Below are 13717 nucleotides of genomic sequence, written 5' to 3' on the forward strand. Positions count from 1 at the left end.
TCTGCTTGTCCATCCGGAATGATTTCCAAATCCAAGTTCGAACTGATGCGGACGGCATACCGACGCTTATTCTCCCTGTTTAGGAATGGCTCTATTCACGTTTCTGCCGCTTATTACAAGTAGCGGTGGACAAAAAAAATCGCCCTGGGGCGATGGAAGGTGGTGCTGCCATCTCAAGGGCGATTCGAACCAGGTATGCGATCTATGCGGCAATTTCAATTGGGTATCAAATCTGTTGTGAATTCTATCCAATATCACTGAACGAATCGGAAATCGGCCCGGATACATCAAGCAGTCTGCCCGTATAATCGCTCAGCAGGATACCGTCCGGGTCCAGCTCTTGCCGAACCGCGCTGAATGCTTCCCACATGGGATACAGCTCCTTCAATTGAGCAGCCTCGAGATGATGCATTTTTCCCCAATGCGGCCTGCCGCCGTACCGCAGGAAGATGTGCTCCATCGCACTGAAGTAATCTTCATACGGCATGCCTTTGTACATATGGATCGCAATATAGGCGGAATCCCGGTCGTAGGCGGGGCTTAACCAAATATCATCGCCCTTGGCATAACGGCATTCTACGGGGAAATGCACATGGTACTTGTTTCGCGACATTTCTTCACGCATCTCTTCAATGACCGCATTCATCGACTCCGCGGGAATGTTATACTCCATTTCGTTGAAACGAACGAGCCGCCGGGTCGCGAATAACCGGTGGCTGTAATTCACTTTGCGACCCAGCGGAACCTGCGACGCCGAGAGACGGCTCACATACGGGCTTGCTTTGGGCAGCTTGCGGCACAGCTCCGAGATCAGACCAAAGAAGGTGTTCTCCACCAACACGTCGCTGATATAATCCTTGATCCGATGCTCCCTCAACTCTTGGTCCGACTTGTTCATCAGCTTGATCTGGCACGGCTCTGCGTAAGGAAACCAATAAAACTCGAAATGACGGTTCTCCTCCGCCAATCGCGCCTGCTGTTTCAAGCATTCGCCGAGCGGTATTCTCCGGCTTTCATATTCGATTTTGTAAGCCGGCTCAAGCCTCAACGTCACTTGCACGATAATGCCGAGTGTACCTAAGGATACCTGCAGCGCCTTGAACCAATCGGGGTGCGACTCCCCGCTGCACTCCAGCACCTCGCCCGTACCGGTGACCACCGCCATTCCGACAACCTGCGTGGATATATTCCCGAAGGCCCGGCCCGTACCATGCGTCCCTGTACTAATGGCGCCGGCAATGGACTGGACATCAATATCCCCCAGGTTCTCCTGTGCCAGCCCCTGCCGAAACAACAGCTCGCCCAACAGCTTCAGCTTCGTCCCTGCCCACACGGTGGCGGTTCGGGCTTCGGCGTCGACATGGACCAGGCCCTGCATCCTGTCCAAGGAGATCAGGCAGTCCTCGGATGCCGCAATGGGGGTAAAAGAGTGCCCTGAACCGACCACTCGCAGCCGCCTGCCCTCTTGCCGGCACATCCGGACCACTTTTTCGACTTCCGCTATGGAGGCAGGATACAACACCGTTCTTGGATTGGCTCGTACCGATCCCGACCAATTCGACCACTGGACCTGCTTCATAGAAAACACTCCCCCATTCCGCGATAGGTTGCATATTCGCCTACGATGCGGCCTTGCGAGACCGCATACAGCACCTTGAACCGTTCGCACAGCTCGCCGGCCTTCGCATGGCGGAAGAACACCGGGTCTCCCAGGCCAAGCTCCACATGGGCAGGCAGACGCAGCGGTGTCTGCACTTCCCCGGCCCCTTCAAGCGGGAACAGCTTCAATCCCGAAGGCAAGTAAGGTTTCGCAAGTTTATCCTTGTCTGCCGTACCCGATGCCGTGTAGCCGCCTCCCATGCAGGTCACGATCCCTGCCTTCGGGATGCGAACCACCTCTACGGCATAGGCCGCTGCCGGCTTATAACGGAACGAGGCATAATGATCGAACAAACCCGGCGCATAGAAGCCTGACCCGGCCGTAATTTCGGTTACCCAAGCTTCCTCCCGGGAGCTGTCCAAACTTCCGGTTCCCCCTGCATTCATGAAGCGGAGCCGAAGGTCCATGGCGGCAAGCCGCTCCACGGCTTCTTTCCTCCGCTTGGCCGCTTCAACGATGGAGCGGCTTTTCAGCCACCGGACCATGGTATTCTTCATATGCTTACCGGCTGCGTTATCCCCAACGCCTGCTACCTGCGCCTCGTACCCCATGATGCCGTCCAGGCGGAGCCATGGAGAGCGGATAATCTGCTCCACTATCGGGTACATGCCCTCCCACGAATGGACGGGCGATCGCCATACACCGAAGTGCAGACCCGGATATTGGACCGACATATCCACATCGATGCATAGTGGAATCACGGTCCGCTGTTGTTTGGCGAACTGTTCGATGTGCTCGACATGCTCCACGCTGTCCACCATTAAGGTAATCCTGCGACCTTCGCCGACCAGATTCACGATGGAGCGAATGGCTTCCGGCTGCCACTGCGGATATCCCAGCAGCAGATCGTCAAAGCCCTGTTCCGCCAGAAATACGGCCTCCGCTGCCGTATAACACATGATTCCTTGAAAGATCGGGTTCGTACGAAGGATACGGTTCAACACGTCCACGGAGCGGATGGACTTGCTGGCCAGCCGCACTTTCTTACCCCCAGCCGCTTGTGCAATCGCTTCGGCATTGTCGTCCAGCATGTCCAGATCCACCAAGGCGAACGGCTTCGGAATCTCCGCGAAAATCTCTTTATAATACTCGTATGTCGACACCCCTACATCAACACCTTCCCGTTTCCCTCACGCCTATGCCACATGATATTCTCGAAGGTAGCGGATTATCCTTCCGCACACCACTATCCGCGCAAATAAAAAGAGCCCAGCCTTTGGTTGGCTGGACCCGAATCTTAATCGGCTAATTTGATGAGGGTTAGGGAAGCGCCGTTGCCTTGTGCAAGGGTTGCAGCACCTAATGCACCATACAATTGAAGACTAAGCGCATCTCCTGCATCCAATCGCTCTATAAACTGGGCGTGGTAATGTGACTTGTACTTAATTGGAGCTTCGTCACTCTGTATGATAGAGACACCGTTTCGAGTAATCCTTGAGCCCGCAAGCAAATCTGATGCTAAATTAATCGTATAAGAAATATAATATGTCCCTGTTTCATGAACCGTAAACAATGTTGAACTTCCATCTGCCATGATTCCTGCTACTTTCGGATTGTCCGGCAGCGGAACCGGGGTCCCGCCGAGCAGTACTGGAATAACGCCTCCCGACGTATTCCCTGCGTATGCATAAGTTCCTGTGGAGCTCCCTCCTGCAGGTCCAACAGGCCCCGCTGGACCTGCGGGGCCTTGGGGTCCCTGAGCTCCTTGTATCCCTTGCGGACCTTGTGGCCCTACCGGGCCGAGGTCGCCCTTATCGCCCTGGATTCCCTGAGGTCCAGGATCCCCTTGATCCCCCTTTTCACCCTGCGGACCTGCCGGGCCTTGTTCGCCTTGATCTCCTTTATCGCCTTTCGGACCCGGGGATCCCGTGGGGCCTGGATCGCCCTTAGGCCCGGATGGCCCTGCTGGTCCAGTTGGACCTTGGGAGCCCGAAGATCCTGAAGACCCGGACGGACCTTGCGGACCTTGGGGCCCTTGAGGCCCCTGTGGACCCTGCGGGCCCTTTTCGCCAGGTTCGCCTTTTGGACCTTGCGGGCCGGCCGGACCCGGCTGCCCCTGCTCCTGAGTTCCCCCGCCACTGCCATACGCAATGCTAACCAGCTGCTTTTGTTGGTTCCACTGCACCTTGGCCTCAAACACTTCCGCCAAAAAACGAAGCGGAACCATCACCCTGTTATCCTGCAGTTTGGCGGGCTGGTCCAGCTTCACTTTTGTGACGATAGTATCTTTTCTTACCGTAGCCACATCACTGCCCATAACCAGCTCGGCAGAGATATCGCCCCGAACGGCTGTGATCTTCTTGGCAGAAGCATCCCACCGAATGGAAAGGCCCAATATTTCGGTTACATGCTTAATGGGCACCAGCACTTTGCCTTTGACCATAACCGGGGCAACATCCAAAGGCTTGGTTATCCCGTTGACTTGCATCGTGATGCCTGCCGCTTGCGTGACGGGTGCGATCGCTAAACTCAAGGTGAGCAACATTGCTGCCGCAAAATACAGCCGTTTTTTCTTCAACACAATTACCTCCTTATCGATCTTGGATTAATTAATTTATCGGTCGAACCTACTCGCGAGTTAATATAAATAATTACACGAGAATCATGATATTTCCTGTGTACGATCGCGGAATACTAAACATTTTTTGTTAATTTTAGCCTAAGCAAAAAAGGATGAGGAATTCCCCCATCCTAAGTAAATCCATTTTCCATATCATGTTTGGAGACAGTTAGTCATTCGCTTGGATAACGCACCTACACACTCGCTACCGCATATAACCGCCCGAGCGCCGTCAGACGTTCCGCAATCGCGCGCTCGATCTGCTCATCCAGCGGCAATTGTTCCGAGGCGTACGGCGCGAGCTGCGGATGCTCGCCGATCATCACCGCGTGCAGCGCATGCCGGAACATCGAGATATCGTTGGCATCGTTGCCGAAGGCGATATACTCTCTCTCCTTCACGCCCAGCTGCTGGAGCCCGCTCCATTTATGGATCCCCTTTGGGCTAATATCCAGCACCCCTTCCCCTCCGTGCGCGTGAACGACTACATCCAGCTGTCTCAGCCGCTCCTCCAGCTCTGCCATATGATCCGAGGTCAGCATCAATATTTTTACAATGGATTCAAGTTCCTGCAGCGGCACATTTCTGGCCAGTTTGTGCGGGTCCAAGTGAAGCCGGATCGGATGGTCCGCAGGACCCCTATAGGCATAGTCCCACTCCCCATCGATCAAGTAGCTCACGTTATACGTGGTTAACAGCTGAAGAAGAACCGGAAGCACCTCGCCGTCAAAGCCGACCGTAGAGATCCGCGCTCCCCCTGCCGCCACCATCGAGCCGTTCCCCCCGACCATCGGGTAGTGATGAACACGCTCATGAAGGACGGGAAGCAAATCGCGAATCGGCCGGGCGGAAGCAAAAACAACCTCATGCCCCTGTGCTACCAGCTCCTCCAATGCCTTCAACAACGCGTCCGAAACCGGCTGACCTTTAAAACAGATCGTTCCGTCCAGATCGAATACGAATTTCATGTCCAGTTCCCCCTGTATCTTCTCATTGCTCTTATCATAGCAGTTGGTCGTATAATGAGAAGGACATTTGTCCAGATGAGAAGGGAGCGCAAAAGAAACCCGTGAAACGACTTCATGATGCACCATTGCTGAAAGCCAAGCTGGAGCAATTTCAATTCGGAAACATGCTGGATTTGGGCAAGCCTGCGCCCTTTACCTTGCAACAATACGAGCCCGGCGAGATCATTCTGCATGAGGGTTTTGCCATGCAGTCCCTGTTGTTCCTAGTGCAAGGGAAAATCAAGGTGACCTCCAGCATCGAAACCGGAAAGTCGCTGCTTCTGCGTTTTGGCCATCCCTTTTCCATCATCGGGGATATTGAATTGATTCGAGACGTTCCTGTCCAATCCCAGATTGAAGCCGTTAACGAATGCCTGTTCATCGGGCTGTCGTTTGATTATATCAGGCTGCATGAAATGACGAACGCCCGCTTTACCTCCACCTTGCTGGATCACCTGAGCTACAAACTCCAGACCTGCACGACCGCTTCACGCGTCAATCTGTTGGCTTCCGTGGAGAACCGGTTTGCCAGCTATCTGATGTCCACCATGTCGCCTGGATCGGATCCTTCCTTCGGGATGGAGTTGAAAACCGACCATATCGGGGAGATTGCCAGCTTGCTTGGCACCACGCACCGACATTTGAATAGGGTAATGTTTGCCTTCGCCCAAAAGGGGATCCTGGAACGAAACGGACAGACTATCCGCATTCTGGACTGGACCGCGCTGGAGACCGCCTCGAACGGCATCCGTTATGAGTAGATCACTAACCTGAATATTTTTTTCGCGGATTTTTGTAACGAATCGGCCATGACCCGGTCATATAGGCAAGGAGGTGAACAGGTGACGGATTTGCACCAGATCTACCATCAACACTTTCAAGACGTGTATCGGTTTCTGCTGTCGCTCAGCAGAGACGAGCATGTTGCGGAAGAACTCACGCAGGAGACGTTTTTCAAAGCGCTGAAGCATATCGATTCGTTTCAAGGCACATGCAAGCTGAGCGTGTGGCTATGCCAAATCGCTAAACATACATACTTCTCCTATCTTGATAAACAAAAGCGGTATGAGCCTGCCCCGCAGATCGACCACGGCAGCGGTCAGGATATCGCATTTCAAACCGTGGAAAGGGCTGAGGCTTTTCGCATCCATCAAATCCTGCACCGGATGGACGAGCCGTATAAAGAGGTGTTTACGCTGCGAGTGTTCGGGGAATTGTCTTTTGGCGAAATCAGCCGGCTGTTTGGAAAAACCGAGAGCTGGGCAAGAGTCACCTTCTTTCGAGCCAAGCAAAAAATCCAAAGCCTATACAAGGAGGGGAATCAATCGTGAGCCGAATATCGTGCGAGATTATTCAAGATTTGCTGCCTTTGCACCATGATGATGTATGCAGCGCAGACACCAAAACCTTGGTAGAAGAGCATCTGGCGGATTGCCCGCCTTGCCGGGAGGTGCTGAGCCATATGAGCTCCCCGATGTCGCTGCCCACCCAAACGATGGAGCAAAACAAGGATGAGGGAGCCGGCTTGCGGCAAGTTGCGGCCCAGTGGTCGCGCACCAAATGGATCTCGTTTACCAAAGGTCTATTGATCAGCTGCTTAGCAGTCGGTCTCTTGTTCCTGGCATATGCGGGTCTGTTCGAATGGAACATTACAAGCGTGCCGACCCGCGTGATGCAGGTATCCGATATAAGCCAGCTGAAGGATGGGCGCATTGCTTATCACGTGAAGATGACCGACGGCTATAATGTTAACCAAGCCAGCTACGATACGGATGAGGAAGGAAACTTCTATGTGACACCCAAGCGTCCCATCATTAAATCTAAAAAATTCGCGGATATGGGACTGTCCAATATGTACTATACGAACGATATTGAAGAGCGAAATGCCTACGAGAAGAGCTTTGGCGACGGCGTACAGATCAAGGCCCTCTACTTAGGGACGCCGGATGACCGGGTTCTGATCTGGGAACAAGGCATGGAGCTGCCGCCGGCAAGCGAGTCTGTCGAGATGCAGTTCAGTAGCGGCGAGTAAATTTTATTTTTAATAAAAAGACCATCGGATGCCCTAATGGCTTCCCATGGTCTTTTCTTGAACCTTAAACCGAGCCGGCCGGATGATTACGCAGAACCTTCCGCTCGATCCCGCCGTAGATCAAGCCGATTACCCCAAACAGAAAGACTGCGGTGCTGACATGTAGTTCATATTCCTGTATGAATCGATCATCATAGCTTTCGTAGAACAGCACTGTCCCGACCGCAGCCCACATCACGGCATACAGCAGGGCATACAGGATGAGTGAAGCTCTGACCCATCGAATCATGCCCATGAACCACGATAAAGGGAGCACGATCACCGGGTATAGAAGCGAGGATATGAGAATCGGAATGATCATCAGAACAAAACCCGCATTACGAAGGCCGAAATATTCCGTCGTCGTGATCTTGTATCCTTCGATATACTCCAAGCCTACGACAGCACCGGTAAACAGAAACATAAAGACGAACCACAACACAAAATATCTGGCCACCCGCAAGATGTACACCGCCCCGCCCGATTATGTCATAGACGAACTCGTGCCGGAAAAAGTTACATGCGTCTTCATTTCATATCGTCAAAAAGTAAGTCTGCTTACTCCGCAGGCTCCCCAGCGGCTTCCCAGCGGTCGATTTCCTTGCGAACCCGAGGGGCGACTTCGGTTCCCAGCAGTTCGATGGCTCTCATGACTTCGTCGTGAGGCATCGTTCCCACAGGCACATGCAGCATAAAGCGGGTAATGCCCACATGCTTGCGCAGGTGAATGATCTTCTCGGCCACCGTCTCAGGATCCCCTACATACAGCGCACCTTCGAAGCTGCGGGCCGCATCGAATCTTGCCCGGTCATAGTACCCCCAGCCCCGCTCCCGTCCCAGCACGTTCATGCTGGCTTGGGTCGAAGGGAAGAACTTGTCCGCTGCCAGCTCGGTTTCTTCCGCAATGAATCCGTGGGAATGCGAGCCGATCGGCAGCTTTGACACATCATGCCCGGCATGAGCTGCCGCTTCTTTATACAGCTTGACCAGCGGCGCAAACTGCAGGGGACTGCCGCCGATAATCGCCAGCACCAGCGGGAGGCCGAGCAGGCCTGCGCGCACAACCGATTCCGAATTGCCCCCGCTTCCGATCCACACCGGCAGCGGATTCTGAACCGGACGCGGATAGACGCCCAAGTTATGGATCGCCGGGCGATGCTCGCCCTGCCAGGTGACTTTTTCCGACTCTCGGATTTTGAGCAGCAGCTCCAGCTTCTCCTCGAACAGCTCGTCATAATGACTCAGATCATAGCCGAATAACGGGAACGATTCGATGAACGAACCCCTGCCGGCCATAATCTCCGCGCGTCCGTTCGAAATCGCGTCCAAGGTGGCAAAATCCTGAAAGACCCGTACCGGATCCGCGGAAGACAGCACCGTCACCGCGCTGGTCAGCCGAATCCACTTCGTCTGCGACGCAGCCGCGGCAAGAACGACCGCAGGCGAAGACGCCGCATAATCCTTGCGATGATGCTCCCCTACGCCATACACATCCAATCCCACCTGATCGGCCAGGACGATTTCCTCAACCACCTCGCGCAGCCGCTGCGCATGGCTCATCACTTCGCCGGTCTTCACATCCGGCCACGTCTCCACGAACGAGCTAACCCCAATTTCCATTATGTTTTCCTCCTATTATCCTTTGCCGCGGTCAGAACCGCAGGCAAAGGTTATCGATGCTTTCCGCCTAGGGCAGTCCGTATCGTTAATCATCTTGCAATTATCTTTATATTGAACTTTTGGTTCGGATTTTTCAAGTTACAAGTTAACTGATAACGTGAAATCGGTGGATTCGATTCATATGGAATCCAAAAATGGCCGGGATCCATACGGATTCCGGCCATTCTTTTTGCCTTTTAACCATGCATTTGAAATGGGCTTATTGTTTCGATGCCAAGTATTCCTCCAAGCGATCCCAGGTTTGGGTAATGCCTTCTTCCATTCCCATATCCAATACCGTTTGGAGCGCTTCAGCGGATTCATATACCCCTCGATTGACCAGCTTGGTCTTTCCATCCACTTCCTCAAACGTCATCGTCACCGTGGTTGCGGGCATGCCCTCCGCAATATTGCCTTCCGCATCCGAGAAATAGTCGATGTAGACGATTTTCTCCGGCTCCTCAATTTCCTGGTAGACCGATTTGCCCCAGGATTCCATGCCGTAGAAATCCCCTTGATTCTGATCCATGCACTTCATGCAGTAATGCCATTGGCCGCCGGGACGGAAATCCATGTCGGATACGGTTACGTCCCATCCGCGAGGCCCCCACCACTGCTTCAGATGCTCTCCATCAGAGAACACCTTGAATACCAGCTCTCTTGGTGCATTAAATACGCGCTCCAGTACGATCACTTGACCTTCTACCCGTGTAATCATTTTGCTTGTCATTATATATTCCTCCTCGAATTAGATGGTGCTTACTCCTGTTTCTTCATATCCGATTGCAGCTTCTCCAAGTAATCATCCAAGTTGTCATACCGTTCGTTCCATATGCGGCGGTAATTATCGAGCCAACGGTCCAATTCCTGAAACGGCTCCGACCGCAGCATGTAATTCCGTCGGTTCGCATCCGCCCTTACCTCGACCAGTCCGGCATCCAGCAGCACCTTCAAATGCTTCGAGGCTTGAGGCTGCCGAATGTCGAGACGTTCGGCGATTTCCCCTACCGTAAGCGGTCCCTTCTGCAGGAGATTCACGATACGAAAACGGCTTGGTTCGGCTAGTGCGTTAAATGTGGTCAGTTCCATCTTGTCGTGATGACTGGTACAGACCCGCTGTTATAGCGTTTACGGTGATTGTCTGTTCTCTCTGTTCCCGTCACCATCATCACCTCTTTTTTCGGCTTCTTTTTTGCTGCCGTTCTTCTTGTTTCGAATATACCACAAAGGGAATATTCCTGTAAAGGAATATTTAGATTTTTTTTTCAATTTATTTTTATCACAGCGCAAAAAAAGCAACAAACGCGGCTCCTTACCTGACCTCGCTTATTGCTCCTCTTCGCTTTACCGTTCGTATTCCTTATCGAAAGAACACCTTGTCCACATTGTATTTGGCCTTGAATTCATTAATGATATAGGTTTCATATATCTCTCTATGCACGGCGTCTTCAATGACGCAAACCTCGATGCTCGTCACCTCATTCCGATGCTCCTTGATCGGGGAGACGCTATCTTCAAAATGCTTCTTGATCCGCGGTCTCAGCTTTCTAGCTTTGCCAACGAATAGAAGCTCCTCCTTGCTGTTGTAGAACATGAAAATCCCGCCCCGGTCTCTCGGAATCAGGTGGAAATCCGTAAATCCGTAAATATGGCTCAGTTCCGGAGCATCCTGCTTGGTTATGGTGACGTCCGGCTTGGGGATGGTTATATCGATCACGACTAACGTTCACTTCCTCTATTCATGTATTGATCTAAATCGTATCACTGATCGGCTTATTTGCCCATGCAGAAAATTCCGCAGCCCTTATCACCCCTCTCTGGGCGTTCGCATAGGATGGGACTATGTATGACTAATTCACGATGGGGGTCTTTTCCATATGAGCATTCAATATCCCGGACACCAGGAACAAACCTTATATCAAGCCGAACCCAGCATGAAGCACAACATCAAATCGGTACGCGATCATATCCACCAACTATGCAAACGGCATGCGAATCAGCTAGTTCGCGTCGAAACGCTTGACGGCGATGTTTTCGAAGGGACTATTATGCATTGCGAAAAAGGGATTCTGTACTTGAGCATGCCCGGATACGGAAACCAGCGCGGCTTCGGTCCCAGTTACTATAACAATGTCATCCTGCCACTTGTCCTCTTCGAACTGCTTGTCATCACCTTGCTTTACATCTAGAAGAAGGGCTTACATTGTTACTCGGCAAGCCTCCCGCGCACTTCAAACCTAATAACCCGATTAAGGAGTGAATCCATTATGGCATTTATGCCGCCGCAAGGACCCCAGGGACCGATGCAAGGGCCCTCATCCCCGCCTCCAACATCTGTCCCCCAACAGCCTATGGCCAGTACCTTCGCAGTTGATCCAGGAGCGATTAGGGGCTGTTTGTTCAGAAATACCTATATTTGGCCGACACGTGGACCCGGCTTCTGGTTTTACCCGACTTTTGTTGGCCGCACCTCGGTTGCCGGCTTCCGATGGACGGGATGGATGTGGGTATATTCAGGGCTCGACTTAAGAAGTATCGAGTCGTTCACCTGTTTCTGATGCTCTTATATCAAGAGGAATGGATCAATCCGCTCCCATAGGCCACCTCATTAGCGCCTGCTTACGGGAAGAGTGCCCACAAGGGCGCTCTTCAGCTCTTACGTGACGGACAAGCTCTCCTGTTCATGGAGAGTCTGCCTTAACAGGGTGCCCATGTTTCCCAAAAATAAAGTTCTTGATTATCAGCCAGCTACGTTAAATAATATGTAACAGTCCCTCTTTAAAACCGATAATGGAGATTGGGATTATATCTTTAACATACAGAGCAGAAAGGTTGACTTGAACACCATGGATATTTCGCAACACGCCACTGGGAAACAAAGCGGCAAAGAACCCTTTCCCATCTCTATACTGTCTCTCACCGTGGGTGCATTTGCCATAGGCATGACGGAGTTTGTCATTATGGGGATTCTCCCCAATGTGGCCGATGATCTGAATGTCAGCATCGCGTCTGCCGGGCAGCTGATTACGATGTATGCCCTCGGGGTAGCCGTAGGAGCCCCTATTCTGACCGTCCTTACTAACCAAATTCCGCAGAAAAAGCTGTTACTGCTGCTCATGGGCCTGTTCATCCTGGGCAACGGCATCTCGGTCTTCGCTCCGAACTATGCCGTTCTGATGGGCGCACGGATGTTGACCGCGCTGACGCACGGGACCTTCTTTGGCGTGGGCGCTGTCATCGCATCCAATCTGGTGCGGCCGGACAAGCGTGCCGGAGCGGTGTCCATCATGATGGCCGGATTAACGATAGCCAACATCATCGGGGTTCCGATCGGTACCTTCATCGGCCAAACGATGGGCTGGCGCGCTTCATTCGGCGCGATTGCCGTCATGGGCGTGTTGGCCTTGATCGGCATCCTGATCTTCATACCGAAGATACGGCAGGAGCAAGCGACAAGCATCGTTCAGCAGATCACGGCCATCATTAGACCCCAACTTCTTCTCTTCCTGTTGATTGGAGCGCTTGGCAATGCCGGCCTGTTCGCCGTCTTCACTTATATCGCGCCCCTGCTGATTGAGATCACGGGCTTTGCGGAACCCAGCGTCACCTGGATTCTGATCCTGTTCGGTATCGGCGTGACCGTCGGCAACATCGTAGGCGGCAGGCTGGCGGACTGGAAGCTGCTGCCCTCCATCCTGGGCGTTTACTTTGCGACGGCCGTCATTCTGACCATCCTCACGGCGACCATCCATCACCCGGTCACGGCTGTGCTGACCATCGTGCTGTGGGGAGCCGCCTCTTTCGCCGTTATGCCGGGAATGCAGGTGCGCGTGATGAGTCTGGCCCAATCTGCTCCTGCACTGGCCTCCACAGCAACCCATTCCGCGGGCAATCTCGGAAATGCGGCGGGCGCTTTTATCGGGGGATTGGTCATTACGCATTTAAGCTTAACGGCCCTGCCTTGGGTGGGCGCCGGATTGGTAGGGCTCGCCTTCATTCTGGGAGCAGCCTGCTATATGTATGAGCGCAAGGCCGTGATGGCTAATGCTTAAAGGGCTCCAACAGGCATGAAAAGCCGATCCCTTAACCGGGACGAGCATAAGAAAGGCGTAACCGGACATGTGGCACCCGGTTACGCCTTTTGCATCTATATATTCGTTGATCCATCGGCGATTACAGCGCCTTGATCTCCAGCAATTCGTATTTCACGATGCCCATGGGCGCTTCCACATGGACCTGGTCGCCTACCGCTTTGCCCATCAGCGCTTTGCCGAGCGGGCTTTCATAGGAGACTTTGTTATTGGATACGTCGGCTTCAGCGGGGCCTACCACCTGATATTCAAGCTTCTCGCCAAATTCGATGTCGTTCAAGACGACGTTCGAACCGACGTTGACCGTGGTCGAGCTTACATCCTTAGCGTCGACGATCCGGGCGCTGTTAAGCGTTTTTTCCAGGATGATGATGCGCGTTTCCATAAATGCCTGGTCGTTCTTGGCTGAGTGGTACTCGCTGTTCTCCTTCAAGTCACCATAGCTGATCGCGAGCTTGATCCGTTCCGCTAATTCTTTGCGTTTTACATACTTGAGATCGTCAAGTTCCTCCTGGAGTTTGTCATAGCCCTCCTGGGTCAAGATCAATTCTTCTGCCATGCTCATCACATCCATTTTGTAGTTTCTTACTTCTAGTGTACTCTTTATTTCGAAAATAAGCGAAAATTTTCTGAAATATTATGGATGGAATATTTGGTATTTAATACCTA

General features: G+C 52.7%; 15 protein-coding genes. 5 read left to right on the forward strand and 10 right to left on the reverse strand.

The annotated features are described in order from the left end of the window. Window positions 1–244: 244 nt before the first annotated feature. From GYMC10_RS30650 to GYMC10_RS30665, 4 genes are all read right to left on the reverse strand, one after another. Complete coding sequence (locus GYMC10_RS30650; protein WP_015737983.1) at window positions 245–1579, reverse strand: D-arabinono-1,4-lactone oxidase; 1335 nt, start codon at window positions 1577–1579, stop codon at window positions 245–247. Further along, window positions 1576–2763 (reverse strand): amino acid deaminase/aldolase, encoded by a 1188-nt coding sequence (locus tag GYMC10_RS30655; RefSeq protein ID WP_015737984.1) that lies wholly within the window; start codon window positions 2761–2763, stop codon window positions 1576–1578. Before GYMC10_RS30655 ends, GYMC10_RS30650 begins: the two co-directional genes overlap by 4 nt. Before the next feature lie 134 nt (window positions 2764–2897). After that, a complete protein-coding gene (locus GYMC10_RS30660; protein ID WP_015737985.1) occupies window positions 2898–4181 on the reverse strand; it encodes a BclA C-terminal domain-containing protein in 1284 nt (427 codons plus the stop codon). A 233-nt stretch (window positions 4182–4414) separates the two neighbouring features. Beyond that, window positions 4415–5188: an HAD family hydrolase gene (locus GYMC10_RS30665; RefSeq protein ID WP_015737986.1), complete on the reverse strand. Its 774-nt coding sequence runs from the start codon at window positions 5186–5188 to the stop codon at window positions 4415–4417. 101 nt (window positions 5189–5289) lie between these two features. On the opposite strand from GYMC10_RS30665, the gene GYMC10_RS30670 reads away from it, so the two are divergent. The 3 genes from GYMC10_RS30670 to GYMC10_RS30680 all read left to right on the forward strand — a co-directional run bounded on the left by GYMC10_RS30670 (window position 5290) and on the right by GYMC10_RS30680 (window position 7259). Next, window positions 5290–5988 carry a Crp/Fnr family transcriptional regulator gene (locus GYMC10_RS30670; RefSeq protein WP_015737987.1) on the forward strand — a complete coding sequence of 233 codons (699 nt, stop codon included), beginning with the start codon at window positions 5290–5292 and terminating at the stop codon, window positions 5986–5988. A gap of 81 nt (window positions 5989–6069) precedes the next feature. Beyond that, window positions 6070–6558, forward strand: coding sequence for an RNA polymerase sigma factor (locus GYMC10_RS30675; RefSeq protein WP_015737988.1), 489 nt, complete (start codon window positions 6070–6072; stop codon window positions 6556–6558). Continuing rightward, complete coding sequence (locus tag GYMC10_RS30680; RefSeq protein WP_015737989.1) at window positions 6555–7259, forward strand: zf-HC2 domain-containing protein; 705 nt, start codon at window positions 6555–6557, stop codon at window positions 7257–7259. The genes GYMC10_RS30675 and GYMC10_RS30680 overlap by 4 nt, the downstream gene beginning before the upstream one ends. A gap of 64 nt (window positions 7260–7323) precedes the next feature. On the opposite strand, the gene GYMC10_RS30685 is transcribed toward GYMC10_RS30680, so the two are convergent. The 5 genes from GYMC10_RS30685 to GYMC10_RS30705 all read right to left on the reverse strand — a co-directional run bounded on the left by GYMC10_RS30685 (window position 7324) and on the right by GYMC10_RS30705 (window position 10674). Beyond that, complete coding sequence (locus GYMC10_RS30685) at window positions 7324–7755, reverse strand: hypothetical protein (protein WP_261979760.1); 432 nt, start codon at window positions 7753–7755, stop codon at window positions 7324–7326. 101 nt (window positions 7756–7856) lie between these two features. Then, the gene (locus GYMC10_RS30690) at window positions 7857–8918 is read right to left on the reverse strand and encodes an LLM class flavin-dependent oxidoreductase (RefSeq protein ID WP_015737991.1); all 1062 of its coding nucleotides are present in this window, start codon (window positions 8916–8918) and stop codon (window positions 7857–7859) included. Between the two features lie 259 nt (window positions 8919–9177). Beyond that, complete coding sequence (locus GYMC10_RS30695; RefSeq protein ID WP_015737992.1) at window positions 9178–9687, reverse strand: SRPBCC domain-containing protein; 510 nt, start codon at window positions 9685–9687, stop codon at window positions 9178–9180. A 29-nt stretch (window positions 9688–9716) separates the two neighbouring features. Further along, entirely contained in the window at window positions 9717–10046 is a 330-nt protein-coding gene (locus GYMC10_RS30700) for an ArsR/SmtB family transcription factor (protein ID WP_015737993.1), read from the reverse strand. 271 nt (window positions 10047–10317) lie between these two features. Next, window positions 10318–10674 (reverse strand): nucleotide excision repair endonuclease, encoded by a 357-nt coding sequence (locus GYMC10_RS30705; RefSeq protein ID WP_015737994.1) that lies wholly within the window; start codon window positions 10672–10674, stop codon window positions 10318–10320. Between the two features lie 160 nt (window positions 10675–10834). On the opposite strand from GYMC10_RS30705, the gene GYMC10_RS30710 reads away from it, so the two are divergent. Then, window positions 10835–11146 (forward strand): hypothetical protein, encoded by a 312-nt coding sequence (locus GYMC10_RS30710; RefSeq protein ID WP_015737995.1) that lies wholly within the window; start codon window positions 10835–10837, stop codon window positions 11144–11146. 657 nt (window positions 11147–11803) lie between these two features. Continuing rightward, a complete protein-coding gene (locus GYMC10_RS30715; RefSeq protein WP_041622078.1) occupies window positions 11804–13009 on the forward strand; it encodes an MFS transporter in 1206 nt (401 codons plus the stop codon). Window positions 13010–13130: 121 nt separating this feature from the next. Here GYMC10_RS30715 and greA read toward each other — a convergent pair whose 3' ends face one another. Next, on the reverse strand, window positions 13131–13607 hold the full coding sequence (gene greA, locus GYMC10_RS30720) for a transcription elongation factor GreA (RefSeq protein WP_015737997.1): 477 nt from the start codon (window positions 13605–13607) through the stop codon (window positions 13131–13133). Between the last annotated feature and the right edge of the window lie 110 nt (window positions 13608–13717).

The sequence above is a fragment of the Paenibacillus sp. Y412MC10 genome (assembly GCF_000024685.1).
GTDB classification, from domain to species: Bacteria; Bacillota; Bacilli; order Paenibacillales; family Paenibacillaceae; genus Paenibacillus_AQ; species Paenibacillus_AQ lautus_A.

Bases quoted from the DNA above. Each gene is read 5' to 3' on its own strand.
- GYMC10_RS30650 (WP_015737983.1), bottom strand. From the start codon at position 1,579: ATGAAGCAGGTCCAGTGGTCGAATTGGTCGGGATCGGTACGAGCCAAT.
- GYMC10_RS30665 (WP_015737986.1), bottom strand. From the start codon at position 5,188: ATGAAATTCGTATTCGATCTGGACGGAACGATCTGTTTTAAAGGTCAG.
- GYMC10_RS30690 (WP_015737991.1), bottom strand. From the start codon at position 8,918: ATGGAAATTGGGGTTAGCTCGTTCGTGGAGACGTGGCCGGATGTGAAG.
- GYMC10_RS30695 (WP_015737992.1), bottom strand. From the start codon at position 9,687: ATGACAAGCAAAATGATTACACGGGTAGAAGGTCAAGTGATCGTACTG.
- GYMC10_RS30700 (WP_015737993.1), bottom strand. From the start codon at position 10,046: ATGGAACTGACCACATTTAACGCACTAGCCGAACCAAGCCGTTTTCGT.
- GYMC10_RS30710 (WP_015737995.1), top strand. From the start codon at position 10,835: ATGAGCATTCAATATCCCGGACACCAGGAACAAACCTTATATCAAGCC.
- GYMC10_RS30715 (WP_041622078.1), top strand. From the start codon at position 11,804: ATGGATATTTCGCAACACGCCACTGGGAAACAAAGCGGCAAAGAACCC.
- greA (WP_015737997.1), bottom strand. From the start codon at position 13,607: ATGGCAGAAGAATTGATCTTGACCCAGGAGGGCTATGACAAACTCCAG.